This window comes from Alkalicoccus saliphilus, assembly GCF_003044065.1.
GTDB lineage: Bacteria > Bacillota > Bacilli > Bacillales > Salisediminibacteriaceae > Alkalicoccus > Alkalicoccus saliphilus.
Genome location: NZ_PZJJ01000001.1, coordinates 106,762 through 132,186 on the forward strand (window position 1 = coordinate 106,762; position 25,425 = coordinate 132,186).

A 25,425-nucleotide genomic window follows, 5' to 3' on the forward strand; every position below is an offset into this window, starting at 1 on the left:
AAGTTTAAAGTAATTCTACTTTGTAGCCGCAAGTCCGTTTAATATATTGCTTTTTTCTTCCTGGCTCACTACCGCCCTGCGGCGGAAGACGTCATATTTATTTTGTCTTGCCGTATGAAGTATTTTCCTGTAAAAATGCGCTGCTGCCTGCACTGGGAGTCTGGATGAAACAGGATAAAGATGAATAGATTCAAGACTTTCTTCGTAAAATGCTTCTGCTTCTGAAGCCATCTCCTCCCAAAGTCCAATAAAGGCATCGTTAATTTCACCGGCATCGAGCATTTGCTCTGTATAGCCGTATTTAACCATCAGTTCCTCAGGAAGATACTTTCTGCCTTTTTCCCAGTCTTCCCCCACATCCCTTAAAATATTTGTTATCTGCATGGCATAGCCCAGTTTTACAGCGCTTGGCTTTAACTCCTCTTTTGTATCCGGTGCAAGAACGGGCAGGAGCATCAGCCCTACAGTGCCTGCAACCCTGTAGGAGTAATCGAGTACATCTTCGAAGCTTTGGAAGCTGTATCCGTATAAGTCCATTTCCTGTCCGGAAATCATTTCGTAAAAAGGTTTGAGGTCAAACGAAAAGAGATGGAATGTATGATTAAGTGCTGTCCAGAGAGGACTGCTGTCAGGAATATCTCCAGCTGCAAAGCGATCCAGGTCGTGTTTAAATCTCTGAAGTTCTATTTCTTTATTTACACCCTCATCCACTATATCATCCGCTGTTCTGCAGAAAGCATAAACCGCCCAGACTGCCCTGCGTCTGTCTTTAGGCAGATGCTGAAAAGCTTTTGCAAATGTTTTCGAGTTGTTTTCAATTACTTTTCTGCAGTAATCGTACGCCTGACGTACTTCCATTTGTTCCTCTCCTCTCATTTGAAAGCCTTTCTCTAAATCAGGAGGCTGTTCTTTTATTTTAGACATCTTCCGGGGACGCACCTTGTCCGGCGGCATCTTCGTTAAGTACCCGGGACAAAATTTTTGCTCCCTGCATCACTACCGGGATCCCCCCTCCAGGGTGTACTGAAGCTCCGACAGCATATACATTATCGTAGGCAAAAGGCTTAACCTGCGGTCTGAATATTCCAGACTGGCTCATCGACGGCGCGAGCCCGAAGCTGCCGCCGGAGAAAAGGCCGTCAATCTTTGCTTCATATGGGCTCCGGACATGTTCCCATACGGTTTTTGTTTCCAGGTTTTCATCCACTTTTTCTATTAATTTCCTCTTAATAAGTGTAGCATAATCCTGGTATTCTTTTCTTGTAATGTGACGTCCAGCCGGGACGGGAACGAGAACATAAGCTACCCCCTGCCCCTCCGGTGCCAGCGATGAATCAATTAAGGAGGGATTGAATACATAAAAAGAGGGGTCCCGGTTCAGCCGGTATTTTTTAAATACATCGTTCATATGGTTATCGAGATTTTCTCCCATGAAAAAGTTATGCACGTACTCTGTATCCAGCGGTTCATTCAGTCCGAAATAAAACAACAGACATCCGGAAGAACTTTTATAGGATCGGGAAGGTTCTCTTACAAGTTTTTCAGCAAGCGGGAATTCACCGTTTAAAACTACTCTGTCTGCGTTTTCAACAACTTCATCGACCTTTACTCCTGTGCAGCGCGTCCCATCCGTTACGAGAGCCTCTACTTCTGCATTTGTACGAACGGTAACACCTCTTTCTTCCATTGCCTCTGTAAGTACTTCTGCAAGACCTGCGTATCCTCCTTTAACATACCATATTCCATGAGCATGCTCGCTGTAAGAAACAAGCGAATAAATGGCTGGTGTTTCGGAAGGAGAACCTCCAATATACAGTGTCTGCAGGGAGAAAGCATCCTGGAGTTTAGGGTGCTTAAAATAAGCAGCGGCCTGTTTACGAACTGACTGGTAAGCCCGGAGTTTCCAAAGTGTTTTTACATTTTTCGGCGTCCAGAAGGAGCGGCGTGTCAAAAAAGCTTTTGTAAGAAAAGCCTCTTTCCCTTCAGTAAATCTTGTTTCCATGTCTGTCATATATTTATCAAAGTTTTTTTCCTCTCCTGGAAACAGCCGGCGGATTTCTTCTTTTTGTTTTTCAGTACTGCTCCACTTCAAAAACGTTGTGCCGTCGGGAAAATGCAGGGGATAAAGCGGATCTATCCGCTGCATCTCCACCCTGTTTTTTAAGTCGAGCTCTTCGAGAATCTCTTTAATCATATCCGGCAGAAGAACTACGGTCGGCCCTTCATCCACTTTGTAATCTCCATGCCGGTGATAGGCAAGCCTTCCACCGGTGCTCGATTTTTTTTCGAACAATGTCACTTCACTGCCTGCTTTATTTTCGTAAAGGGCAGTGATCATTCCGCCTATTCCACCGCCAGCTATAATTGTTTTCATGATTTAACCTTCTTTCTGACTTCGTGCACCAGCAGGTTCGAAGTGATTCGTGCAGATTCAAAGATAGTTGGAAGTCCGCTTCCCGGGTGAGTGCCTCCTCCTGTAAGCCAGAGACCATTGATATCTTCAAACTGATTGTGGGGACGAAAATACATCATCTGTCCGAGATTATGGGAAAGATTGAATGTAGCCCCCTGATAAATATCTTTTTCATATTCCCATTCGTAAGGTGTCAGTATTTCTTCCACTTCAATATAATTCTCTATGTCAGGAATCCCTGTTTTAGCAGCCACTTCCTGCATAATAAGATCCCGGAACCTTTTTTTATTTTCCTCCCAGTTTATACCACTGAAGTTATTGGCTACCGGAGCCAGAATGTAGAGCGCTGATTTTCCTGCCGGTGCCAGAGTGTCATCGGTAACGGAGGCATTATGGATATAAATCGATGGATCCCGGGAAAGCTTTCCGAGTTTCGTGATTTCTTCAACATTTTGTTTATAATCTTTGGAGAAAAATATTGTGTGATGATCGAGATTCACTTTTTTATTAATTCCAGCATAAATCATAAAGGTGGAGCAGGAGTATTTTTTCTTTTCAAGTTTTGCGTCTGTATATTTGCTTCTATATTTATCATCAATTAAGTGCTTCATGCTGTTGGCAAAGTCTGCATTCATCACAATATGGTCTGCGCGTATCACGGAGTCATCTTCCAGCCTTAAAGACTGAACTTTTTTATCGTGAACTTCAATCTTTTTTATACCCTTCTGCAAATGAATACGCGCCCCGTTTTCTTCTGCTGCCTGAGCCATTGCTTTGGTCAGCTGATTCAATCCGCCCCGCGGGTGATATATACCGTATTCGTGCTCCATAAACGAAAGAATACTGAAAGCTCCCGGACATTCCCACGGGGACATCCCCAAATATTTCGACTGAAAGGTAAAGGAAAGTTTCAGGCGTTCATCATCAAAGTATTTGGAAAGAACGTCGTGAAGTGTTTTACCGACCTCAAGTTCCGGAAGTGCTTTAATACTCCGCCATCTCATATAATCGAGAAGTGAAGCATGATTTTCCTGAAGAATTGGGGAAAGAGCCGCAAGTTTCTTTCTCGTATCACGCATAAATTTCTTGTATGCAGGACCGCTTCCGGGAAAATGTTTTTCTACTTCTGCAAACATGTTTTCTTCATCGCTGCTTGCCCTGATTTTCATCCCGTCAAAAACGAGTGAATACATTGGGTCCAGCCTGATTAAATCGACATAATCATGAAGATTTTTCCCGCTGTCCCTAAAAATATTTTCCAGAATGTGCGGCATGCTGAAAAACGTAGGACCAAGGTCGAAAGTGTAGCCTTCTTTAGTAAAAGAAGAAGTTCTCCCCCCCAGATAACTTTGTTTTTCATAAACATCCACATCGTATCCTTCAGCTGACAGCAGCATTGCTGCAGCCAGTCCTCCGGGTCCGGCACCGATAACTGCCACTTGTGTCATTTTGACTCACCCTCTTCCTCAATCTATGCTTCTAATCCCTTTAATACCCCTGTTTTATAACTGATAAACAATATTTGTATAACATTTGTACGCCTTCAAATTGAAAAATCGGCTCTTTCTCCTATGGACGGAAGAGCCGGAAAAAAATCTCTTATTTTTTCTTTTTCAGCGTAATTAAATACCATCCGCCTTCACGGATTAAAGGCTTCATTCCTGCGACACGGAAACCAGCTTCCTTAGCGTCCTTTTTAATGCTGTCGGGAGAAGGAAGTGGATAAAGATTGCTGTGAGCTGTCATAAACGTATTAAAAGCTGCAGTGAAAGCCGCCCCGTGTTTTGCTTTTACAAGCGGGCAGATAATAGTAACGGATCCTTGTTTGGAAAGCACTCTCGCAAAGCGGTGGAAAAGACCGGCTCTGTCTTCCGGCTTAAAGTAATAAAGCAGGTTATGGGCCATAATCATATCTGCTTTACCGTCATAAGATTCCAGAAAATCAATAATGTCGCCTTCGCGAATATCAATATGACTGCTTACTTTTTCCCTCGCTTTTTCAACAACTTCCGGACTTAACTCCACTCCAATAAGCTCTGTTTTAGGATGCTTTCGATGGATGGAGCTTAAATAACCGCAGTATCCGCATCCAAGATCGATAATGGCATCAGGTTTTTCTTTCTTCACCCACTTAAGAATCGGGGATACCGCTGCCTTTTCAAGAAATGTAGAAGTTTCTGCAACTATCTCTGAAAACTTTTCGGATAGATATGTAAGACGCTCATCCGATTCGAGAAGCTCTGGATATTTCAGCAGGGTAGGTATATGAAGTTCCATCATCTCACTTAGTAAAATACCTACTGATTCACTGCTGGCTTTTGAGGCGTATTTAATCATTTTTTTGTTTGCTTTAAACTTCCCTCTCCCAGTTTCTTTCAAGTGTCCTACTTCCACACCTACGTCCACCCACCGCTGAAGCAGTTCACTCGACAGATTAAACCTGGAAGCGGTATCTTCAACAGAAGCAGGGCTTTCAAACCTATCAAACAGATTCAAGTCATACCCTACGTGGGCATGCCATGTTTCCAGAAAATTTTCGTTCGTTTTCATCCAGTTCCGTGCCTGAATCATACGCTGCAGTTCACTCACATAGTCCACCTTCTTTTCTTTAACTTTAATATGACCGACGGAGGTTTGTAGAAAAACAGCTCGTCGTTATGGGTTGTAAGCCCTATTCCCTGTCATATTCCTCTATAAACCAGTGCTATAATGAATTTTAAATATTTTCCTGTTCCCGGATATAGGAAAGAAGCGCATCCGTGCCCTCATCTATGAGTATGTAGGTTTCATTAAAATCTCCTGTCATATAAGGATCCGGAACATCCGGTTCTTTTTTTTCCGAAAGAAGGTCCAGCAGCCGGAAGGCATTGATTTCTTTTTCGTGCCCTGCCATCCGGTGAATAAAACCGAGATTGGAAGCGTCCATCGCAGCGACGTAGTCCGCTTCGAGATCTTCAGGAGTAATTTCACGGGCAGTCATTCCTCTATCAGGAATATTCTCCCGTTCCAGAATTTTTTTCGTTCCTGCATGAGGTTTACTTCCCGCATGCCAACTGCCGGTACCTGCGGAGTCAATGTGAATGAGATGCGAAAGCCCTGCCTCTTCTACTTTCTTCCGGAGAATGGCTTCCGCCATTGGAGACCTGCAGATATTGCCTAGACAGATAAAAACAACCCGTATCATTAAATTACACCTTCCTTACAGTTATTTTTTACTAAGACGGCTCCCGGCAATTCGTTCCAGCAGCGAGGGAGCCAGCTGATACATTTTGGCTGCTGTCCCCATCCACCATGGCAGATTCAGTTCACGCCTGCGGCGGAAAAAGATACGCACCGTTTTTTCGGCTACTTTTGAAGCTTCCATCATCATTGATGCTACATTATTACGGTATGTACCTTCCCTGTCAGCAATATGGAAAAAACCGGTTTCTACAGGCCCTGGATTAATCGTGCTGACATAAATGCCTGAATTACGCAGCTCCATTCTGCAGGCATTTGCAAAACCATTCACGGCGTGCTTTGTAGCCGAATAAACACTTGATTTAGGCGTAGCAACTTTGCCTGCAAGAGAAGATACAAATAAAATGTGACTGCCTGCATTCATTCTTGGGACAGCCGCTTTTGTACAGGCAATGGTTCCAAGTACGTTTACACGAAACATTTCTTCAGCATCTTTCATATCAATGTCAGTGACATAATCAAATATGCCAAACCCGGCATTGTTTACGAGAACGTCTACTTTCCCTGCTTCCGCTTCCACAGTATCAAATATCTCTTTCACGCGGTCCGCATCTGTAACGTCTCCTTTAAATACGAGCGGCAGAATGCCCGTCTCCATCTTTATCCGTTGTGAAACTGCATGCATTTTATCTTCAGAACGGGCAATGAGGACAGGAAGGGCACCTTTACGGGCTGATTCTGCAGCTATTTCAGCGCCTATGCCGCTCGAGCCGCCGGTTATAACGATCACTTTTTTCTGTAAATTCCTTTGCATACATAATCATCCTTTCCAATTAACAGTATAACTTTTTTGTTTTCTGCTTGCGAATGATTGTGTTTTCCATATTGACATCCGGGGACGATTCAATAGATAATAAGAATAATTTTCTATTCAGAGCCGCAAAGGAGTTTTACACATGAAAATAACAATAATAGGCGGAGGCTCTATGGCTGAAGCATTAATAGCCGGCTGGACGGACGGTGTTTATCCTTCCGCTTCCCAAATATTCGTCACTAACCGCTCGAATGATGAAAGGCTTGAGGCTCTGGCTCAAACATATGGCGTAACGGTAACACGGGATCCTGAAATTTTGACAGAAAACACGGACTTTATCCTGCTTTCCTGTAAACCGAAAGACTGGGAGGAAGCTTTGGAACCTCTCCTGCCGCATTTGGACTCCCGCACAGCTGTAGTTTCGGTAATGGCTGGTGTAACGACAGCCTCGATGGAGGAAGTGGTGCCGGGTCAAGCCGTCATACGGACAATGCCGAATACTTCAGCTGCTGTACGGGCATCCATGACTTCTCTTTCTTTTGGTTCTTTCTGTTCAGATGAACAATCCGAACGGGCTGTCGAGCTTTTCCGGGAAGTTGGAGAAACGGCTGTAGTGGATGAAACAATGATGGACGCCGTAACTGCACTTACCGGTACTGGGCCTGCTTATATTTACTATTTGATGGAATCGATGGAAAAAGCTGCTGCTAATATTGGCGTGCCGGAGCACATAGGCCGGGAACTCGTAGCCCAGACACTTGTAGGTGCAAGCCGCAGGGTTCAGAAGGAGGAATCTTCCCCAAAGGAACTTTATGAACAGATTATGAGTCCCGGCGGCACGACCGAGGCCGGATTTGATGTACTGAAAAGCCGTGGGGTTCAGGAGGCTCTTATAGACTGTATTGCCGGTGCTTATGAAAGATCTCAGGAACTTGGTAAAAAGAAAAAGCTTTCCAGCCGGTCAGACAATTAACTTTCTCCTGCCATTCCGGCGGTAAAGACCTTCTGCTTTTTAAGAAGGTCTTTTTTACGCAGTGAAAGCTTCTCCGTCAGCAAAAATACAGCTGCAATCTTTATTTTTCGAGAAGGGGCGGTGCGATATAAACAGCTTCTTCCTCCTCCTGCTGATTGAAAAGCTCTCACCCCCTACTTTGTCTACTCTCTTTTTTCTTAAATACTTTCCTTTCTGCACTGCTTCTTTTTTAGTAGAATAAACAGCATGTCTTACATATTTTTCAGCAGAGGACGAGGTAAAAATGAGAACAGAAAAACGCCGTTGGAAACTTTTTTTTCAAAAAATAACAAATAGCCGTCTGTTTACTCCCGTCATTATGACGCTTATTTTGATAAACGCTGTCATAGTCGGAATTGAGACTTACGAACATATTTACCAGGGAAATCAAATGCTGTTTTTCACTCTCGACCGGGTGCTTCTCTGGATTTTCACTGTTGAAATTGTGATAAGGCTTCTGGCAACTCCTTCTCTGAGGTATTTCTTTAAAAGCGGATGGAACTGGTTTGACTTTCTTATCGTAGCAGCGGGCCACCTTTTTGCCGGAGCTCATTTTGTAACTGTCCTGAGGGTACTCCGTGTACTGAGGGTTTTTCGTGCCGTATCCATCATTCCCTCCCTTCGACGCCTTGTCGATGCTTTAATGAGAACGATCCCCTCCCTGGGTAATATTCTTCTGCTGATGGGAATTATTTTTTATATTTTTGCCGTTATCGGTACTATGCTGTTTCAATCGACTGCACCTGAATATTTCGGCAATCTCCAGCTTTCCCTGCTTACTCTTTTTCAGGTGGTGACACTTGAATCATGGGCTTCACAGGTAATGAGGCCGATATTCGAAGAATTGTGGTGGTCATGGATTTATTTTATAGGCTTTATACTCGTTGGTACTTTTGTTATTTTTAACCTTTTTATCGGTGTTATTGTAAGCAACGTGGAAAAAAGCGAAAAAGAAGAAGACACATCTGAGGATGATACTAAAGAAGAGCTGAAACAGCTGAGAACTGAAATAAAAGAATTAAAAGATCTTTTAAACGAACAGTATAACCGATGACTATAGATGTAAGATAATCTCACATTTTCCCCCGACGTTCTTTCCGGTCATGGTATAGTAATAAAAAATGCCACATATTAACGGGAAGGATGGGGTTTCTTTGGCAGTTTCTACCTCCTATAAAAACAAAAAAGTAATTGGTATCGGTATTACCAGTGAACTGACCGGGCTGTCTGAAAGACAGATACGCTACTACGAAGAAAGAAAACTTATCCAGCCCGACCGCAGCAAAGGCGGCACGAGAAAGTATTCTTTTGAAGATGTTGAACGTCTTGTCGATATCGCAAATAAAATGGAAGATGGAATGCAGACTTTTGAAATACGTAAAGAAGAAATGAAACAGTCTGACGTAAGAAATAAAATGCTCCGCGGGCAGTTGAACGCAGCTTTCAAAATGCGCAAATAGCTGATAATCTCCCGGCCTGCAGGGTGTCAGAAATCACTGCAGGGCTTGTGATATTTCCCTTTTACTAATGGTTTGCACCTATAGACGCATCTTCAACGCCCCGGTCTGGAAGGATTCGTTCTTCTGCCGGGGCGATTGACATTCTTCCCCAATCCGGATATTATAATGCTTGGAGAAACAATTACTCTCTAATCTACCGATAGAAAGTGTGCATAGATCATGCCTGATACTCAAGATAGGGATCTGCTGAATGAAAAAATTACGTCGTTTATTATTCCTGCAGAAGAAGTCGCTCATGTACAGCCGGATAACTCCCTTGAGCATGCCCTGCTTGTTCTTGTAAAATCCGGATATACTGCTATTCCAGTACTTGATCTCAACAGCAGACTTAACGGTATTATAAGTAAAGCACAGATTCTTGATTCCATTCTGGGTATTGAAAGACTGGAACCGGAGAAACTGACGGACTGCCTGGTCCATGATATGATGACTTCGAGTTATATTGCAGTTCAGGAAAATACAACTTTTGAAAAAGTAATGCAGCAGTCCATACAGCATCCGTTCGTGTGCGTAGAAAATATGCGCGGAGAATTTGTAGGTCTGATTCCAAGAAGTAAAATTCTTGCCTTTTTAAATGGCTACCTTCACGACCTTCGCAAGAAACAATAGCTTTTGGCGTACTTTAAAGTGTGAACAGACTGCGTCTTATCAGGGGAGTAAGACGCAGCCTGCCACATAGAATACGATTTTATAAAAACAGCATAATTTTAAAAACCCTCCGGCTGCTCATTTTGCAGCCGGAGGGTTTTTATCTACACTGAAGAAATACCGGCATCGGTTAATCCTTAACAATTCAGCTGCCGGTATTATATTGTTTTTTCCAGCTTTCTTTTACGATCTGAAAACATCCCAAAAAGCATAAATTTTATCAGAAAGGCCGGGATGAAGGAGGTATATCTCACTTGATCCGTCATGAGAGTCCATCCGGGACGCAGCTCGATAAATTCATGTTTATGCTGCCATTTTATAAACGGAAAAGGCAGTTTCTCCCCCTCATCTATAAAATACCGGAGAGGCTGAACGTGTGAAATTTTACTTTCCCACGAAAGACGTACAATAAAAAAATTCATCTTCAGGTGGACTGCTGCACCTTCAAAAACTTTTTCATCCCCATGTAGTGTGAGTTTTGGGAACGAAGTTATAGCTGCAAGATTCCTGTTGTATTGAAAGAAATTCCAGACATCAGGCAGCGGTTTGTTTATTTTAGTGCGGTAATGAAAAGTTCCTTTAAACATCGTATTCTCCCCTTTTGTATAGATGCACCCGTTATCAGGCTTCAGCTTCCCCCGGGCACTGCTCCAATTTTTTACGAGACTCTCTTTCTTTCTTACTTTTCTCTACGGCATCATTAAATCCCTGCATAATTCAACTTAACACTCAGTAGGAATTCTACGGTGAACTGTTCCCGAATCCTCTTCTCAATTTATTCTCACCGTATTTTTCATTAATATCTCTCAAGAGCGCATCTTTTTCCCAGTCTGCTTTATCTTTTTCGTAGGAGAATAAATTCAGCTGTTTATGAGCTTCCCCATGCCTGATTAAGTCTGTTCCAGTTATACCGACAAGTCGAACAGGATTCCCATTCCAGCTTTCTTCCCAAAGTTTCACTGTATAATGAAGCAGCTCTTCCGTTTTATCAAGAGGAGCCGGAAGACGGATCGAACGCTGAATTGTATCCCAGCTGCTGTAACGGATAGTCAGCTGTAATCCTGAAGCATAAACGGCTTTCCGTTTCAGACGACGGGAAACAGATTCGGCCATCTCAATGAGCACAGGACGGACTGCTGTGAGGCTTTCAGCATCCTGGGCGAGAGTCCGGGAGTGACCAATGCTCTTAAATTGTTTTGCTGCTTCCGGGTCTACCGGCCGGGTGTCTTTCCCCCATGCCCTCTCATGAATTTTCCTTCCCCCTTCACCAAAGTTAAGAATAAACTCTGAAGCTTCAGCTGCTGCTATATCCCCTATAGTGTATATATTGTACCCTGCCAGCTTTTCAGCTGTCCGGTCACCGATTCCGTGCATCACAGCGGCAGGCATTGTCCAGAGTTTTTCCGGAATCTCCCGTTTACGGAGTACAGTTATTCCCATCGGTTTTTTCATATCGCTTGCCGTTTTTGCGAGAAATTTATTCGGAGCTATACCGATGCTGCTCGGGAGACCCAGCTCCTTCAGCAGCCGCTGCTGAATCTCTTCTGCAAGCGCAGGAGCTCCTGCCGGAATGCAGTCTGACACATCCATATATCCTTCATCGATCGAAACCGGTTCGACCATTTCTGTATACTCATTAAGTAATTCAAACATCTGACGGGACTTTTCTCTGTATCTTTCAAAGCGGGGTTCCCTTACAATAAGATCCCGGCATGCTCTTCTTGCTTCCCATAAAGGAACAGGAGGCTTCACACCTCTTGCTCTTGCTTCGTAACTGGCTGTGACAACGATTCCTTTTCGTTTTTTTGCATTTCCTGCTATAGCAAGGGGCTTCCCTTTTAATTCGGGATTATCAGCCGTTTCCACTGATGCATAAAAACTGTTCATATCCACATGGAAGATAACACGGCCACCCATATCATCAATCTCCTTTCAGGAGGACAAGATTATATTTATACTTTATACATTTTACCACAGGACAACAGATGAACCTTGCAAGGCATCTTTCTTTATAACTAATTTACTAGAAAAGTCTTACATACTATCGCCAATTTCCATACGTTTATGTTAAAATTGAATTGTTATAGAAAGGTGGTCGATGAATAAATGGATGCTTATTACACTACTTCCAGCTATCAGTCCGTTTTTTTTCTGGTAATCGAAGTTTTGAATGATTACGCCAGACATGAGAGACCATCACCTACGATTCAGCAGCTTGCTGCAAGAACAGGTCATTCCGAAGAAAAAATACTGGAATCACTTGAATTCGGCAGCATCAGTCCGAAATCCCTTCTCCACTAAGAGGGGGTTTCGGGCTGAAAAGAATACCTGCGAATATATATAAGAATACATCAGCGACTGCCCGGAGTGTTCATTATCAGTTTTTTCAACTGGAGTACTCGCTGTACACAGGGCAAAAAAACACACCGGCAATGCGGTGTGTTTTTTTATTTCGTTCATCCAGGAGATCCTTTTAAGTTTTCACTTCGTTTATAATCTGGACAACGAGACGGGTAAGAAAGTTGAGCTCTTCAACGGACATCCGTTCGTTCGTAGTGTGAATATCTTCGTAGCCTACACCAAGATTGATCGTAGGAATTCCGTGGCCTGCGATAATGTTCGCGTCACTGCCTCCCCCGCTCTGCTTCAGTCTAGGAAACCGGCCGATTTTTTCAACAGCACGGCTTGCTTTTATCACTACTGTGTCATCCGGATTCTGCTTGAAACCTGGATATACTACCTGAATCTTCACTTCTGCAGACGCACCCATTTCTTCTGCAGCTGCTTCAAACGCCTGTTTCATTGCCTCCGTCTGCTTTTCCATTTTCTCTTTTACAAGCGATCTTGCTTCTGCCGTAATATCCACTCTGTCACAGACGATATTCGTCTGGCTGCCGCCTTCCATGCGTCCTATGTTAGCCGTAGTTTCTTTATCGATTCTGCCCAGAGGCATCGAAGCTACAGCTTTTGAAGCGGCTGTTATAGCTGAGACTCCTTTTTCCGGTGCCACACCTGCATGAGCTTTTTTTCCGTGTATTGCAGCATACACTTTTGACTGATTGGGGGCTGCTGTCACAAGATCCCCTACCGGACCATCACTGTCGAGAGCATAACCATAGTCTGCTTTTACAAGGTTCATATCCAGCTCCCTCGCTCCTGCAAGACCTGATTCTTCCCCGACAGTAATCACAAACTGTACTGTTCCATGTTCCGTACCTTCTTCCTGAATAGTCCGCACGGCTTCTATCATAGCAGCTATGCCCGCTTTGTCATCTGCGCCAAGGACGGTTGTTCCATCGGAATAAATGTATCCTCCCCTCACCTCAGGCGAAACACCGAGCCCGGGGACCACCGTATCCATGTGAGAAGTAAAGTAAATTGTATCCCACTCTGTATTTCCTTCCCACGTTACAACAAGATTTCCAGCTCCGTGCCCTGTCCGTGTCTTGGAATCGTCTTCCTTTACAGAGAGGCCGAGTCCGGTAAATTTTTCAATCAGTCTGTCGGCTATTTCTCTTTCATATTTCGTTTCTGAATCAATTTGAACGAGTTCAATGAATTCGTTAAGCAGCCGTTCCTCATTCATTAGGATGTGCCTCCTCAATAGTTATGTACGGAGACGATTGTACCATAAATACAGTCTAGAGCGGGATATTGCCGTGCCTTTTTGCCGGACGCTGCTCTGTTTTCTCCTGGAGCATTTTCAAGCTCTCCATAATTTTCTGTCTCGTCTCTCTCGGGTCGATGACATCATCCACCATCCCATTTGCCGCTGCAATGTAAGGGTTGGCAAATTTTTCACGGTACAATTCAATTTTTTCTGCTCTAGTTTTTTCAGGGTTCTCGCTCTCCTGAATTTCTCTTGCGAAAATTACATTGGCAGCACCGTGGGGTCCCATTACGGCTATTTCAGCATTCGGCCAGGCATATACTATATCCGCTCCTATGGATTTACTGTTTAAAGCAACATAGGCCCCTCCATACGCTTTACGGGTGATCACCGTAATTTTTGGGACGGTAGCTTCTGAATACGCGTAAAGTATTTTCGCCCCGTGCCGGATAATACCTCCGTGTTCCTGCTGGACACCCGGAAGAAATCCTGTTACATCTTCAAATGTAACAAGCGGGAGACGGAAACTGTCGCAGAAACGGATAAAGCGGGCGATTTTATCTGAGGAATCGATATCGAGTCCTCCCGCCATTACTTTCGGCTGATTCGCAATTATTCCAAGCGGACGGCCGCCAACTCTGGCGAAGCCGATAACGGCATTTTTTGCAAAGTCCTTCTGCACTTCCATGAATGACTCTTTATCTGCTGTTTCCCGGATTACTTCCCGTACATCATACGACCTGGACGGATCTGACGGGACATGGTCCAGCAGATCGTATAGAAACTCATCTTTCTCTTCATAGCTCTGAATCGGCGGCTCTTCTTCCTGATGCTGGGGAAGATAAGACAGCAGATCTCTTACCTGGCGCAGAGCTTCTTCTTCACTTTTGCAGGAGAAGTGGGCATTGCCGCTCTTTGATCCGTGAACTTTTGCTCCCCCCAGAGCTTCGGAGGAGATTTTTTCTCCTGTAACAGTCTCTATTACTTTTGGCCCTGTAATAAACATCTGGCTTGTTTTTTCCACCATAAATACAAAGTCAGTTATTGCCGGTGAATATACTGCCCCTCCGGCACACGGACCCATAATAACTGAAATCTGGGGGATAACACCGGAGTATATTGCATTTCTGTAAAAAACATGCCCATATCCATCTAAAGAGAGAACACCCTCCTGTATTCTCGCACCGCCGGAGTCATTTAAGCCGACAAAAGGCGCCTTATTTTTTACGGCAAGATCCATTACGTTGGCTATCTTTTTTGCGTGCATTTCCCCGAGCGCTCCTCCGTAGACAGTAAAGTCTTGAGCAAAGAGGAAAATTTTCCGGCCGTTAACGTAGCCATATCCAGTGACAACCCCCTCCCCGGGAGCTGATCCTTTCTCCATCCCCTCTTCGTCAAAACGGTGTTCAATAAACGGCTGGAGTTCCACAAACGTGTTTTCATCCACGAGAAGCTCTATTCTTTCTCTCGCCGTTAATTTGCCCTTTTCGTGCTGCTTTTCCCGGCGTTTGTCTCCTCCTCCCATTTCCACTTTTCTTCTTTTATCATAAAGTTCGTTCAGTTTTTCATACATGTCCATCCGCTGATTCATCCTTTCTCTCTACAAGTTCCAGTAGGCTTCCGTGTGTGGATTTAGGGTGAAGAAAAGCTATTGGATGCCCCTGGGCTCCCGTTTTCGGTTCTTCATCAATGAGCTGGACCCCGGAACGCTTCATTTGTGTCAGTCTGTCCTGAAGATCTTCCACAGCTATGGCCAGATGATGAAGGCCCGGTCCTTTTTTATCAATAAATTTTTGTACGGGGCTGTTTTCGCCGAGCGGCTCAAGAAGTTCCAGCGTTACTGAACCGAGCGGAAGAAAGGCTACCCGTACTCCTTGTTCCGGAACTTCCACAACATCCTGTATATCAAGCTGAAAATGAGAGCGGTAAAAAGAAGCTGCCTCATCAATAGATGTTACCGCTATACCGATGTGATCCACACCCCGCGGCTTTTGAAAAAGCCGTGTTTCTTCCCCCCGTCTCGCTTTTACGGATTCTTCAATGTATGAAGCAATCAGACCTGTCGGCGTACCCGGAGTAAAAATCTTTTCCACTCCTGCTTCTTCAAGTCTAGCTATGTCATACACTGGAATAACCCCGCCTCCAATAACGAGAATGTCTTCCGCTTCTTCTTCCTTAAGCTGTTTTACCACGGCAGGAAATAATACATTATGCGCTCCTGATAAACTGGAAAGTCCTATTACGTCAACATCCTCCTGAACTGCAGCCCGTACGATCTGTTCTGCGGACTGCCTGAGTCCAGTATATATTACTTCCATGCCGGCATCTCTCAGAGCCTGGGAAATCACGAGTGCCCCCCGATCGTGGCCGTCCAGTCCCGGCTTTGCTATAAGTACTCTAATTCTTTCCATAAATGGCGCCTCCTCTACGACGTATATTCTCCAAACACATTCCTGAGTGTATGACATATTTCTCCAACTGTTGCATAAACTTTAACAGCTTTTACGATGACATCCATCATATTTTCCCCGTTTTCAGCAGCTGCTTTAAGCTCCTCAAGCACAGCCTCCACCTTTTCACTGTCCCTTCGCTCCCGGAGGGTTTTCAGTCTGTGAAGCTGCTCTTTAACAAAAGCGTCATCCACCGCCATCAAGTCCGGTGCCTGTTCTTCGCCTGCCTGAAATTTGTTTACTCCTACAACTATATCTTCTTCCTTTTCAAGGCGTTTCTGTGCGTCATATGCAGCACGGTGGATTTCTCTCTGCATGTACTGGCTTTCCACCGCCTGCACCGCGCCTCCCATTTCATCAATTCGTTCAATATAACGGAAAGCTTCTTCTTCAAGCCTGTCGGTTAATTCTTCAATAAAATAGGACCCGCCGAGCGGATCAATAGTATTTGTCACTCCGGTTTCATGAGCGATGATCTGCTGCGTACGCAGTGCAATTCTCGCGCTGTCTTCCGTTGGAAGCGAAAGCGCCTCGTCTTTCGCATTCGTGTGAAGACTCTGAGTCCCTCCAAGAACTGCGGCCATAGCCTGCAGCGCAACTCTTACAACGTTATTTTCCGGCTGCTGGGCAGTAAGCGTAGAGCCTGCAACCTGGGTATGAAAGCGCAGCTGTTCACTCTTTTCTTTTTTTGCTCCGAAACGCTCCCGCATCATCTTTGCCCACATTCTTCTTGCGGCACGGAATTTTGCCGTTTCTTCGAAAAAATCATTATGTCCATTAAAGAAAAAGGCAAGCCGCGGAGCGAATTCATCCACATCAAGTCCCGCCTCCATCGCCGCCTCGACATAGGCAGCGGCATTAGCCAGTGTGAAAGCAAGCTCCTGTACTGCTGTGGATCCGGCTTCGCGGATATGGTAACCGCTGATACTGATAGTATTAAAAGCCGGAGCTTCCCTGCTGCAAAATTCAAAGATGTCCGTGATAAGTTTCATGGATGGTTTAGGCGGATAAATATATGTTCCCCGGGCAATGTATTCTTTTAAAATATCGTTCTGAATGGTCCCGCGGATCTTTTCCGGCGGGACCCCCTGCTTTTCTGCTACTGCTATATACATTGCAAGCAATACGGCAGCCGGTGCATTTATTGTCATGGAGGTACTGACATCACCAAGTGAAATCTGGTCAAATAAAAGTTCCATGTCTTCCAGAGAATCGATGGCTACACCAACTTTTCCTACTTCCCCTAAAGACATCGCATCATCAGAATCGTATCCGATCTGTGTAGGCAGATCAAAAGCGACCGATAAACCGGTCTGTCCCTGATCCAGAAGGTAACGGAATCGTTCATTTGTTTCTTTTGCAGATCCAAAGCCTGCATACTGTCTCATAGTCCAGAGCTGCCCGCGGTACATCGTACTGCGGATGCCCCGTGTATAGGGATACCGGCCTGGAAAACCGAGCTTTTCTATGTAAGCGTTATCAATTTCCTCCGGGAAATAAGCTCTTTCCACATCCAGCCGGGAGCCGGTACGAAAAGTATCCTTCCTTTCCGGTCGTTTTTTCAGCTGCTCCTTTACTTCTTTCTGCCATGCTGCATAAGCCTCTTTATAATCTTCCATGGGCGCCTCCTTCAACTCGTAAATATGGTCTTATTATAACATAGAGTTGTTAAGTCTTCCCATCCTCTTGAAAAGTCGTTTTTTTCCGGCTAAAATAGAAGTAGTAAAAGTTTTGAGGAGGGAAAAGTATGCCTCGTAAGTTTCGTAAAGCGATCGTTTATATGATGATTATCGTAATGTTTGTTGGAACTGCACTTATGGGAGTTTCTGCGTTTTAATACTAAAACCAAAACAAACGGCTTCCCGGCTGATTTATCTGACCGGGAAGCCGTTTTTCTGTGGCTTTTTTAGAGCTCTGTGCAGATAAAAGGGCACCTGAAGTGGAGGAAGCTGAAAATCTCCTCCAGTTATAACCATCAAACCAAACTTTCACACAGCTTTTTGCTTAGTGATAGATTACTGAACGCCGCCGTCTTTTTATTACATTCAGCAGCCCTTTGTCACGTCGAGGAAAAGCAGGTCATATCAAACCTTATTTCACATATTACACTTTTGATTCAAATATTCCGTATTCCTGCACCGGACGAAACTGTTTTTTGATGGCAAGATACTGCTCCAGTTCTTTCACGAGATGGGCAAGTGCTGCTCTTGCTTCAAATTCTTCCCTCGTTTTAGGAAGCTCCATTTCTTTAAAAGAGTCCCGGAGCTCCTCCAGCTTATCTATAAAAAGGTAAGCCGTATTTTTTGAGTGGACACCTTCCGCCAGATCGTCCATAAATCCAGCGAGCATGTCTGCCTGCATTACATGATAATCTATTGAAGTCAAAAGCGGCATCATTCTTTCGATAATGTCGAGCTGTTTTTCCCTCATTTTAAAATAATGATAGTACGTGTCCTCATAGCGGAGAATATGGTTTTCCAGGTTTTGTACTGCCATATTTTTTGCTTCCTGGATGAGCTTTCCGGCTTCCACAATTTCACTTCCGCTCCAGTCAGAATCCCCGCGGCGTATATAAGAGGCAAACTCATGAAAAATCACCGCATAATTCTCTTCCAGACGGTTCTGAAGTTTGTTCAGCTCCGCCTCATTACTCGGCATATAAATATTCATAACGAGCGCCATTCCGACGCCGATAACTATTAAAAACAGTTCGTTGACTATAACTTCTGTACTGACAGTACCTACTGTATACAAATGAAAAATAATAACCATACTCGTGACGATCCCAGAAGTAATTTTTAACTGCACCGCAATTGGTATAAAAACAAGTATTACAAGCGCAATGCTGAGGAAATGGTACCCCAGCGCCTCGAAAATAATGGCTGCGGTGAGCAGCCCTATAATGCAGGCTGAAAACCTTTCCCAGGCGGATAGATAGGATTTTTTTCTTGTCCTCTGAATACAAAGAATCGTAAGTATTCCTGCAGAAGCATAAAAATCCAGCTGCAGTGTCTGTGCAATTAAAACAGCCAGTGCAGCTCCAACTGCTGTTTTCAGCGTTCTGTATCCAAGTCCTCGCATAATGTACCGCTACTTTCTATTAGTTTGGTAAAACCGGGAAGTTTCTTTTTTATTATAAAGCTATGTTAAAGTTCGCTGTTGACGGCTGGAGAAAAAGAAAAGTTCTGTTCTCATTGACGCTGCTCTTTATTCTACAAAACCGCCGCCGAGGTGATTTTTCGAGACGCCTCTGTAAGCGCGCAGATCCTCCCGGACGGACGGGACAGTCGAAGGCTTTCTCCGCGGCAGGTGTAAAGAGCCGCAGGCAACCTTCATAAACGACTCGGAGCTTTAACAGAGCGTATAATAAAGAAAAATTCTGTACTGGCCGCACAGCTCATTCAGCAGCTCCTGGCTCTTTCTGTTCAGGGAGCGTTAAGGCATGTACCCCCGGACGTGACAAAAAAGCTTTCTTAAAAAATATTTTCTCAGAATCATTCGGTATTATACTTCCATATGAGAGCACGGCTTTCCTGCCGTATCTCTGCAAGCGGAGTAAATTGTTTTCTGAGAAGTAATTCACAGCCTGCTGAACTGTTTATACGGAAAGTGGCGATAGGCGGAAAGCCTCCCTATGAAAACATAGGAAGCATTTTTTATAAAAGTTAATAAAAAAACCTCCAGATATAACTGGAGGTTTGTTAAATGAATTAATTTAAAGTGGCGCGCCCGCCAGGATTCGAACCCGGAACGCGAGAGCCGAAATCTCGTATGATATCCATTTCACCACGGGCGCAGAGCAGTGCGGTGATCTCCCACCGACACCTCATTATTATAGCAGTATAATTTTACAGATGCAAGTTATTTATTCATTTTTAAATTTTTCGTAGTCTTCGAACATTTTTTCAAAACGCTCATTCATCTGTTCCTCATTATAACCTTTTCTTGCCAGACGTGCAGCAAAATTCTGAGCCCATAGAGTCAGTCGTTTCGACATCTTCTTATATTTTTTTGATTCTTTTTGATCACTGACTTCTTTTGATCTTCCGTCGGCGTTGGACATAACATTTTCTGATATGAACAGTGCTTTCCAGATATCTTCTTCTTCGAATTCATCTGCATGATCGTTAAAGTACTTAATAACCCGCTTATAATAATTATCGAAAGTTTTAAAAGGAATTTCTTCTTCCTGATTTAAATAAGTATGTACTTCTTTATAAAGCTCCTGCATTCGTTCACCACTCCTAAATGATTTCCGGCACTTATGCTCACGGTTTAAAATTATAGCATATCCACTCCCTATTGCATAGACTGCCGGACGATTCTTCTTTCCGAAGGTATCTTGAGAGAAAAAATAACCGGGGCCGGCACTAACTATGCGGCTCCCGGTATTGAATGATCATGAAACAATATTATTTTTTGAAATGCTCATCAAAATACGATTCCAGTTTATTCACAACTTCGATCGGCTCGTGACCTTCTATTTCGTGGCGTTCAACCATTGCTTTCAGCTCGCCGTCTTTAAGCAGTGCAAAAGAAGGTGAGGATGGCGGATATCCCGTGAAATAGGAACGGGCCTTTTCTGTAGCTTCCTTATCCTGACCTGCAAATACGGTAACAAAACGATCCGGCTGCACTTCATAATTTTTCATATAAGCAGCAGACGGACGGGCGATACCCCCTGCACATCCACAGACAGAGTTCACGACAACAAAAGTAGTTCCCGATTGATTCAATGTCTCTTCTACTTCCTCCGCTGACTGAAGCTGTTCATATCCAGCCTGATCCATATCCTGACGTGCGGCCTGTACCACATCGTTCATAAACATTTGAAATTCCATGTATATTTCACCCTTTCTTCTTTAATTCTCTTCTTATTTTACACGTTATAAGAAGATTTTCCAAAGATTATCGCACCAGGCTCTTATATAATGATGGATATTTCACAGTGAACTGTCCAGTATCCTGCACGGAACGGAAATTTATACTCCGAAAACAGTACGCATAAAGGAAGTCACTTTTTCTGCTTAATATATAGATACGGAGCCTTCATTCATATTTTCGAGCGATGTTTTAATATGATTCATGAATTTCCCACAAATATAACCATCGAGCACCCGGTGATCCAGAGACATACAGAGATTAACCATATGTCTTACTGCAATAGCATCATTCTCAAGTACAACCGGACGTTTCACTATCGATTCCACTGATAGAATAGCCGCCTGTGGAGTATTGATAATCGGCTGGGACTGTACTGAACCGAATGAGCCTGTGTTGTTGAGTGTAAAAGTTCCTCCCTGCATATCTGCAGAAGACAGGGAACGGCTGCGTACTTTTCCGGCAATGTCATTTAATGAACGGGCGAGACCTTTAATATTTTTTTCATCTGCATTTTTAATTACCGGCACGAAAAGTTCTTCTTCTGTCGCAACTGCCATGGAAAGATGGACGTCTTTGTAGCGTATAATTTTGTCTCCATCCCATTTGGAATTCACCTGCGGATACACCTTCAGAGCATCGACGACAGCCTGCATGAAAAATGGAAGATAAGTAAGCTTAAAGCCTTCCTGTTTCAAAAAATCGTCTTTTTTCTTATCACGCAGACGCACGAGGTCCGTTACGTCTACTTCCACCATCATCCATGCGTGTGGAGCCTCTCTTTTGGAAGCAGTCATATTCTGCGCAATAGCTTTACGGACCCCGGATACCGGAATCTCTTCTGTCCGCCCCGTCGGTGCAGAAGAGATTCCCTGGCTCTGAACCGGCATGTCTTCAGGTTTCGGTCTGTCGGCTGAAGCTTCTGTTTGAGGCGTTTCGTTCTTTGGTGACCTGCTGACCGCTCCGCCTTCAATTACCGCGAGAATATCTTTTCTTGTAATTCTTCCTCCACGTCCTGAACCTTCTACTTCCGTAAGATTTATATCGTTTTCCTGCGCCAGCTTCAGTACTGCCGGGGAATACCGGCCTGAAGATGATTTATCTTTAACTTCTTCTTTTTTCTCTGCCTTTTCCGAAGTGTCTGTAGTGCTGGTTTTTTCCTCAGCTTTGGTATCACTGCTGCCGTTTTCACCAGCTCCTTCGATTTCCATCGTACAGATCACCTGACCTACTTCCACTTTTTCGTCTTCCACCGCAATGAGTTCCCCGATAGTACCCGTGTAGGAAGAAGGCACTTCTGCATTCACTTTATCGGTCATAACTTCCGCAATGGGATCGTATTTATTTACTTTATCACCAGGCTGAACGAGCCATTTTGTAATGGTCCCCTCCGTTACACTTTCACCAAGCTGGGGCATGGTAATTTCTGTTGCCATCGTAAAGGCCTCCTTTATAGGTTCATACTAAAATTCCGCAAGCTCCCGCATTGCTTCTTCCACTTTATCCGCATTTACCATGAATTTCTTTTCGAGTGCCGGAGTATACGGCATTGCAGGAACGTTTGGTCCAGCGAGCCTTTTTACCGGGGCATCCAGGTCAAAAAGACAGTTTTCTGCTATCACAGCTGAAACTTCACTCATGACACTTCCTTCTTCGTTATCTTCTGTTACAAGAAGAACTTTTCCAGTCTTTCTTGCTGCTTCAATAATTGCTTCTTTATCCAGTGGATATACGGTTCGAAGATCAAGGATATGAGCTTCATACCCATCTTCGGCCACCTGTTCAGCTGCCTGCTTTGCAAACTGGGTGCACAGGCCGTAAGTAATGACCGTTATGTCATCGCCCTCCCGCACTGCAGCCGCTTTTCCTATTGGAACGGTATAATCTTCTTCCGGTACTTCTTCTTTTAAAAGGCGGTACGCGCGTTTATGTTCAAAAAACAGTACAGGATCGTTCGAACGGATCGCAGCTTTTAAAAGACCTTTCGCATCATAGGGAGAGGAGGGAATAACAATTTTAAGACCTGGTGTGTTGGCAAAAAGGGCTTCCACTGACTGGGAATGGTAAAGCGCCCCGTGCACACCTCCTCCAAAAGGCGCCCGGATTGTAATCGGGCAAGTCCAGTCATTATTGGAGCGGTAGCGTATTTTAGCCGCTTCTGAAACAATCTGGTTCACCGCAGGCATAATAAAATCTGCGAACTGCATTTCCGCTACCGGACGCAGCCCAAACATTGCCGCACCAATTCCGACACCTGCGATGGCCGATTCAGCAAGCGGAGTATCAATTACGCGTTCTTCACCGAACTCATCATACAGACCATCAGTAGCGCGGAATACTCCGCCCCGTTTCCCTACGTCTTCACCGAGTACGAATACATTTTCATCTCTGGCCATTTCCTCTTTCATAGCCTGTGTTATTGCTTCTATATATGTTAAAACTGGCATGTCATTATTCCTCCTCGTAAACGTAGTGCGTCAGTGTACTGACATCGGCATAATCAGCCTCTTCCGCGTAGTCTGTCGCTTCATCGATTTCCCGGCGGAGCTTTGCACGTATATCGTTTTCCAGCTCGTCTGTTAAAATCCCTGCTTCCCTTAGATACTGACCGAACGTGTGGATAGAATCTATCTTTTTAGCTTCTGCCACTTCTTCTTTTGACCGGTACGTGCTGTCATCGTCGTCACTTGAATGGGGGGTAAGCCTGTAGGAAACCGTTTCAATGAGAGACGGCCCCTCCCCTTTTAATGCTCTTTTTCTTGCTGCTGCAACCGCTTCGTATACTGCGAGCGGGTCGTTGCCGTCGACGGATTCTCCGTGAATACCGTAGCCGTGGGCACGGTCCGATACATGTTCAATGTTCAGCTGTTTATCCAGCGGCACGGAAATAGCATATTTATTGTTTTCACACATGAAAATTACCGGAAGATCATGTACGCTTGCAAAGTTAATTCCCTCGTGAAAGTCCCCCTGGTTGGAGGAGCCTTCACCGAATGTAGTAAAAGCTACGAATTCCTGCTTTTTCATCTTTGCTGCCAGTCCAAACCCTACAGCATGAGGCACCTGGGTCGTCACAGGCGAAGACCCGGTCACAATTCGTTTAGCTTTGTAGCCGAAATGTCCCGGCATCTGCCGGCCGCCGGAGTTCGGGTCTTCCGCCTTGGCAAAACCGGAAAGCATCAATTCTTTTGCAGTCATACCAAAATGAAGCACTACTCCCATATCCCGGTAGTAGGGAAGGACGTAGTCTGCCGTGTTATCAAGTGCCATGGCAGCTCCAACCTGAGCTGCCTCCTGCCCTTGACAGGAAATTACAAACGGAATTTTACCTGCGCGGTTTAACAGCCACATCCGCTCATCTATCATGCGTGCTTCCACCATTGTTGTATACATCTTCAAAACATCTTCACTGCTCAGGCCGAGAGCTTCATGACGATTTTTTTCCATTGTTGAAACCTCCTTAAATTCATTACCCATGTATCTGTTTACCATCGACAGCGAGTGCCGCTTCCCCTATTGCTTCAGAAAGACTCGGATGAGGGTGGATGGAAGAAGCTACTTCCCAGTGAGTAGCGTCCAGCAGCTTTGCCAGTGCCGCTTCAGAAATCATATCAGTCACATGCGGTCCGATCATATGAACGCCGAGAAGATCATCTGTATCTTGATCTGTTACGAACTTTACGAAGCCGGAAGTGTCCCCATGGACGAGAGCTTTACCAACAGCCTGGAAAGGGAATTTTCCAATTTTTACATTATAACCTTTTTCTGCTGCTTCATCTTCTGTCATTCCGACACTCGCTGCCTCAGGTGAAGAATAAGTACATCTTGCAGTCATCTGCGGATCCACCGGATGAGGGTTTCCACCTGATATATGTTCAACGGCCGCAATTCCTTCGTGGGAAGCCACATGGGCAAGCTGCATTCCGCCAATAACATCCCCGACAGCATATATATGACTTTCTTTTGTCTGATAATTTTTATTTACTTTAATAAAGCCGTTTTCCACGATAATATCTGTATTTTCAAGGCCGATGTTCTTTACATTCGGCTCTCTGCCTACGGATACAAGGACTTTATCAGTTGTAACTTCTGCCTGCCCGCTGTCTGATGTATATGGGACAATTACTCCCTCACCCACTGTTTTCACCCCGGAAGCGTCGACCTTTGCACCGGTGTGTATAACTACACCTTTTGCAGCCAGTGCCTTTTCCATTTCTTTTGAAATATCCTTATCTTCTGTTGGAAGAAGCCGGTCCGTATATTCGAAGACGTTTACTTTCACCCCAAAGTCAGCGAACATCGATGCCCATTCAACACCGATAACTCCCCCTCCTATAATTGATATGGAAGAAGGAAGCTCTTCCATCGCGAGAGCCCCATTGGAAGAAACAATATTTGTTTCATCGAGTTCGAGACCGGGAAGAGTTCTCGGTCTGCTTCCTGTTGCAACGATTACGTTGGACGGTATAAGCATATCGTTTTCCCGCCCTTCTTCTTCGTATTCAACTGAGATTGTCCCAGGTGTCGGTGAAAAGATGGACGGCCCGAGAATTCTTCCTAATCCATGGTATACATCAATCTTCCCTTTTTTCATGAGAGACTGCACACCGTTATAAAGCTGATCAACGATCTGCTGCTTTCTTTCCATTACTTTCGGGAAATTCAAAGCAGTTTCCTTTGTTTCCACTCCGAATGTATCGGCCTGCTTCACCGTTTTAAAAACTTCTGCGCTCCGCAGAAGAGCTTTACTCGGAATACAGCCCTGATGGAGACATGTCCCCCCAAGTTTTCCTTTTTCTACTACTGCTACATTTAAATTCAGCTGAGCTGCTCTAATAGCTGCAACGTATCCACCGGTACCGGCTCCTAATATGACCAGATCATATTTTTCTGCCAT

25 protein-coding genes and 1 tRNA gene are annotated in these 25,425 nt (G+C 44.5%); 6 read left to right on the top strand and 20 right to left on the bottom strand.

The features are described 5' to 3' along the window. Nucleotides 1-15: 15 nt before the first annotated feature. The 6 genes from C6Y45_RS00550 to C6Y45_RS00575 all read right to left on the bottom strand — a co-directional run bounded on the left by C6Y45_RS00550 (nt 16) and on the right by C6Y45_RS00575 (nt 6,407). On the bottom strand, nt 16-858 hold the full coding sequence (locus C6Y45_RS00550; RefSeq protein ID WP_107583252.1) for a phytoene/squalene synthase family protein: 843 nt from the start codon (nt 856-858) through the stop codon (nt 16-18). Nucleotides 859-916: 58 nt separating this feature from the next. Beyond that, on the bottom strand, nt 917-2,374 hold the full coding sequence (locus tag C6Y45_RS00555; protein ID WP_107582897.1) for a phytoene desaturase family protein: 1,458 nt from the start codon (nt 2,372-2,374) through the stop codon (nt 917-919). Beyond that, nucleotides 2,371-3,861 (bottom strand): phytoene desaturase family protein, encoded by a 1,491-nt coding sequence (locus tag C6Y45_RS00560; RefSeq protein ID WP_107582899.1) that lies wholly within the window; start codon nt 3,859-3,861, stop codon nt 2,371-2,373. The genes C6Y45_RS00555 and C6Y45_RS00560 overlap by 4 nt, the downstream gene beginning before the upstream one ends. 151 nt (nt 3,862-4,012) lie before the next feature. After that, the gene (locus tag C6Y45_RS00565; protein ID WP_107582901.1) at nt 4,013-5,002 is read right to left on the bottom strand and encodes a class I SAM-dependent methyltransferase; all 990 of its coding nucleotides are present in this window, start codon (nt 5,000-5,002) and stop codon (nt 4,013-4,015) included. A 127-nt stretch (nt 5,003-5,129) separates the two neighbouring features. Continuing rightward, nucleotides 5,130-5,597: a low molecular weight protein-tyrosine-phosphatase gene (locus C6Y45_RS00570; RefSeq protein WP_107582903.1), complete on the bottom strand. Its 468-nt coding sequence runs from the start codon at nt 5,595-5,597 to the stop codon at nt 5,130-5,132. 21 nt (nt 5,598-5,618) lie between these two features. Then, on the bottom strand, nt 5,619-6,407 hold the full coding sequence (locus tag C6Y45_RS00575) for an SDR family NAD(P)-dependent oxidoreductase (RefSeq protein WP_107582905.1): 789 nt from the start codon (nt 6,405-6,407) through the stop codon (nt 5,619-5,621). A 142-nt stretch (nt 6,408-6,549) separates the two neighbouring features. On the opposite strand from C6Y45_RS00575, the gene proC reads away from it, so the two are divergent. The 4 genes from proC (at nt 6,550) to cbpB (ending at nt 9,548) form a co-directional block, all read left to right on the top strand. Next, nucleotides 6,550-7,380 carry a pyrroline-5-carboxylate reductase gene (gene proC, locus C6Y45_RS00580; RefSeq protein ID WP_107582907.1) on the top strand — a complete coding sequence of 277 codons (831 nt, stop codon included), beginning with the start codon at nt 6,550-6,552 and terminating at the stop codon, nt 7,378-7,380. A gap of 358 nt (nt 7,381-7,738) precedes the next feature. Next, the gene (locus tag C6Y45_RS00585) at nt 7,739-8,473 is read left to right on the top strand and encodes an ion transporter (RefSeq protein ID WP_425427840.1); all 735 of its coding nucleotides are present in this window, start codon (nt 7,739-7,741) and stop codon (nt 8,471-8,473) included. Between the two features lie 100 nt (nt 8,474-8,573). After that, on the top strand, nt 8,574-8,879 hold the full coding sequence (locus tag C6Y45_RS00590; RefSeq protein WP_245922442.1) for a MerR family transcriptional regulator: 306 nt from the start codon (nt 8,574-8,576) through the stop codon (nt 8,877-8,879). A 219-nt stretch (nt 8,880-9,098) separates the two neighbouring features. Further along, complete coding sequence (gene cbpB, locus C6Y45_RS00595) at nt 9,099-9,548, top strand: cyclic-di-AMP-binding protein CbpB (protein ID WP_107582913.1); 450 nt, start codon at nt 9,099-9,101, stop codon at nt 9,546-9,548. A 197-nt stretch (nt 9,549-9,745) separates the two neighbouring features. Here the strand turns inward: cbpB and C6Y45_RS00600 are convergent, their stop codons facing one another. Further along, complete coding sequence (locus C6Y45_RS00600) at nt 9,746-10,174, bottom strand: SRPBCC family protein (protein WP_107582915.1); 429 nt, start codon at nt 10,172-10,174, stop codon at nt 9,746-9,748. Nucleotides 10,175-10,328: 154 nt separating this feature from the next. Next, nucleotides 10,329-11,504, bottom strand: a complete 1,176-nt coding sequence (locus tag C6Y45_RS00605; RefSeq protein ID WP_107582917.1) for a DNA polymerase IV — start codon at nt 11,502-11,504, stop codon at nt 10,329-10,331. Between the two features lie 189 nt (nt 11,505-11,693). Here C6Y45_RS00605 and C6Y45_RS00610 point away from each other — a divergent pair, with 189 nt between their 5' ends. Further along, nucleotides 11,694-11,888: a hypothetical protein gene (locus C6Y45_RS00610; RefSeq protein WP_107582920.1), complete on the top strand. Its 195-nt coding sequence runs from the start codon at nt 11,694-11,696 to the stop codon at nt 11,886-11,888. Nucleotides 11,889-12,060: 172 nt separating this feature from the next. Here the strand turns inward: C6Y45_RS00610 and C6Y45_RS00615 are convergent, their stop codons facing one another. Genes C6Y45_RS00615 through C6Y45_RS00630 form a run of 4 tightly spaced genes read right to left on the bottom strand, consistent with a single transcriptional unit; the run spans nt 12,061 to nt 17,266 of the window. Next, the gene (locus C6Y45_RS00615) at nt 12,061-13,173 is read right to left on the bottom strand and encodes a M20/M25/M40 family metallo-hydrolase (protein WP_107582923.1); all 1,113 of its coding nucleotides are present in this window, start codon (nt 13,171-13,173) and stop codon (nt 12,061-12,063) included. A 55-nt stretch (nt 13,174-13,228) separates the two neighbouring features. Continuing rightward, nucleotides 13,229-14,776 carry an acyl-CoA carboxylase subunit beta gene (locus tag C6Y45_RS00620; RefSeq protein ID WP_107582925.1) on the bottom strand — a complete coding sequence of 516 codons (1,548 nt, stop codon included), beginning with the start codon at nt 14,774-14,776 and terminating at the stop codon, nt 13,229-13,231. Continuing rightward, nucleotides 14,763-15,608 carry a methylmalonyl-CoA epimerase gene (gene mce / locus C6Y45_RS00625; protein ID WP_107582927.1) on the bottom strand — a complete coding sequence of 282 codons (846 nt, stop codon included), beginning with the start codon at nt 15,606-15,608 and terminating at the stop codon, nt 14,763-14,765. Before mce ends, C6Y45_RS00620 begins: the two co-directional genes overlap by 14 nt. Before the next feature lie 14 nt (nt 15,609-15,622). After that, entirely contained in the window at nt 15,623-17,266 is a 1,644-nt protein-coding gene (locus C6Y45_RS00630) for an acyl-CoA mutase large subunit family protein (protein WP_107582929.1), read from the bottom strand. 128 nt (nt 17,267-17,394) lie between these two features. On the opposite strand from C6Y45_RS00630, the gene prli42 reads away from it, so the two are divergent. Next, complete coding sequence (prli42, locus tag C6Y45_RS17235) at nt 17,395-17,484, top strand: stressosome-associated protein Prli42 (RefSeq protein WP_156897264.1); 90 nt, start codon at nt 17,395-17,397, stop codon at nt 17,482-17,484. A 266-nt stretch (nt 17,485-17,750) separates the two neighbouring features. Here the strand turns inward: prli42 and C6Y45_RS00635 are convergent, their stop codons facing one another. The 8 genes from C6Y45_RS00635 to lpdA form a co-directional block, all read right to left on the bottom strand. Continuing rightward, a complete protein-coding gene (locus tag C6Y45_RS00635; protein WP_107582931.1) occupies nt 17,751-18,728 on the bottom strand; it encodes an aromatic acid exporter family protein in 978 nt (325 codons plus the stop codon). A 640-nt stretch (nt 18,729-19,368) separates the two neighbouring features. Further along, nucleotides 19,369-19,443 (bottom strand) — tRNA-Arg (locus tag C6Y45_RS00640). Between the two features lie 69 nt (nt 19,444-19,512). After that, nucleotides 19,513-19,878, bottom strand: a complete 366-nt coding sequence (locus tag C6Y45_RS00645; protein WP_107582933.1) for a hypothetical protein — start codon at nt 19,876-19,878, stop codon at nt 19,513-19,515. Nucleotides 19,879-20,059: 181 nt separating this feature from the next. After that, on the bottom strand, nt 20,060-20,488 hold the full coding sequence (locus C6Y45_RS00650; RefSeq protein WP_107582935.1) for a BrxA/BrxB family bacilliredoxin: 429 nt from the start codon (nt 20,486-20,488) through the stop codon (nt 20,060-20,062). A 186-nt stretch (nt 20,489-20,674) separates the two neighbouring features. Beyond that, entirely contained in the window at nt 20,675-21,964 is a 1,290-nt protein-coding gene (locus C6Y45_RS00655) for a dihydrolipoamide acetyltransferase family protein (protein ID WP_107582938.1), read from the bottom strand. A 27-nt stretch (nt 21,965-21,991) separates the two neighbouring features. Further along, complete coding sequence (locus C6Y45_RS00660; RefSeq protein ID WP_107582940.1) at nt 21,992-22,975, bottom strand: alpha-ketoacid dehydrogenase subunit beta; 984 nt, start codon at nt 22,973-22,975, stop codon at nt 21,992-21,994. Nucleotides 22,976-22,979: 4 nt separating this feature from the next. After that, complete coding sequence (locus C6Y45_RS00665; protein ID WP_107582942.1) at nt 22,980-23,975, bottom strand: thiamine pyrophosphate-dependent dehydrogenase E1 component subunit alpha; 996 nt, start codon at nt 23,973-23,975, stop codon at nt 22,980-22,982. Nucleotides 23,976-23,997: 22 nt separating this feature from the next. Beyond that, nucleotides 23,998-25,425, bottom strand: coding sequence for a dihydrolipoyl dehydrogenase (lpdA, locus tag C6Y45_RS00670; protein WP_107582944.1), 1,428 nt, complete (start codon nt 25,423-25,425; stop codon nt 23,998-24,000).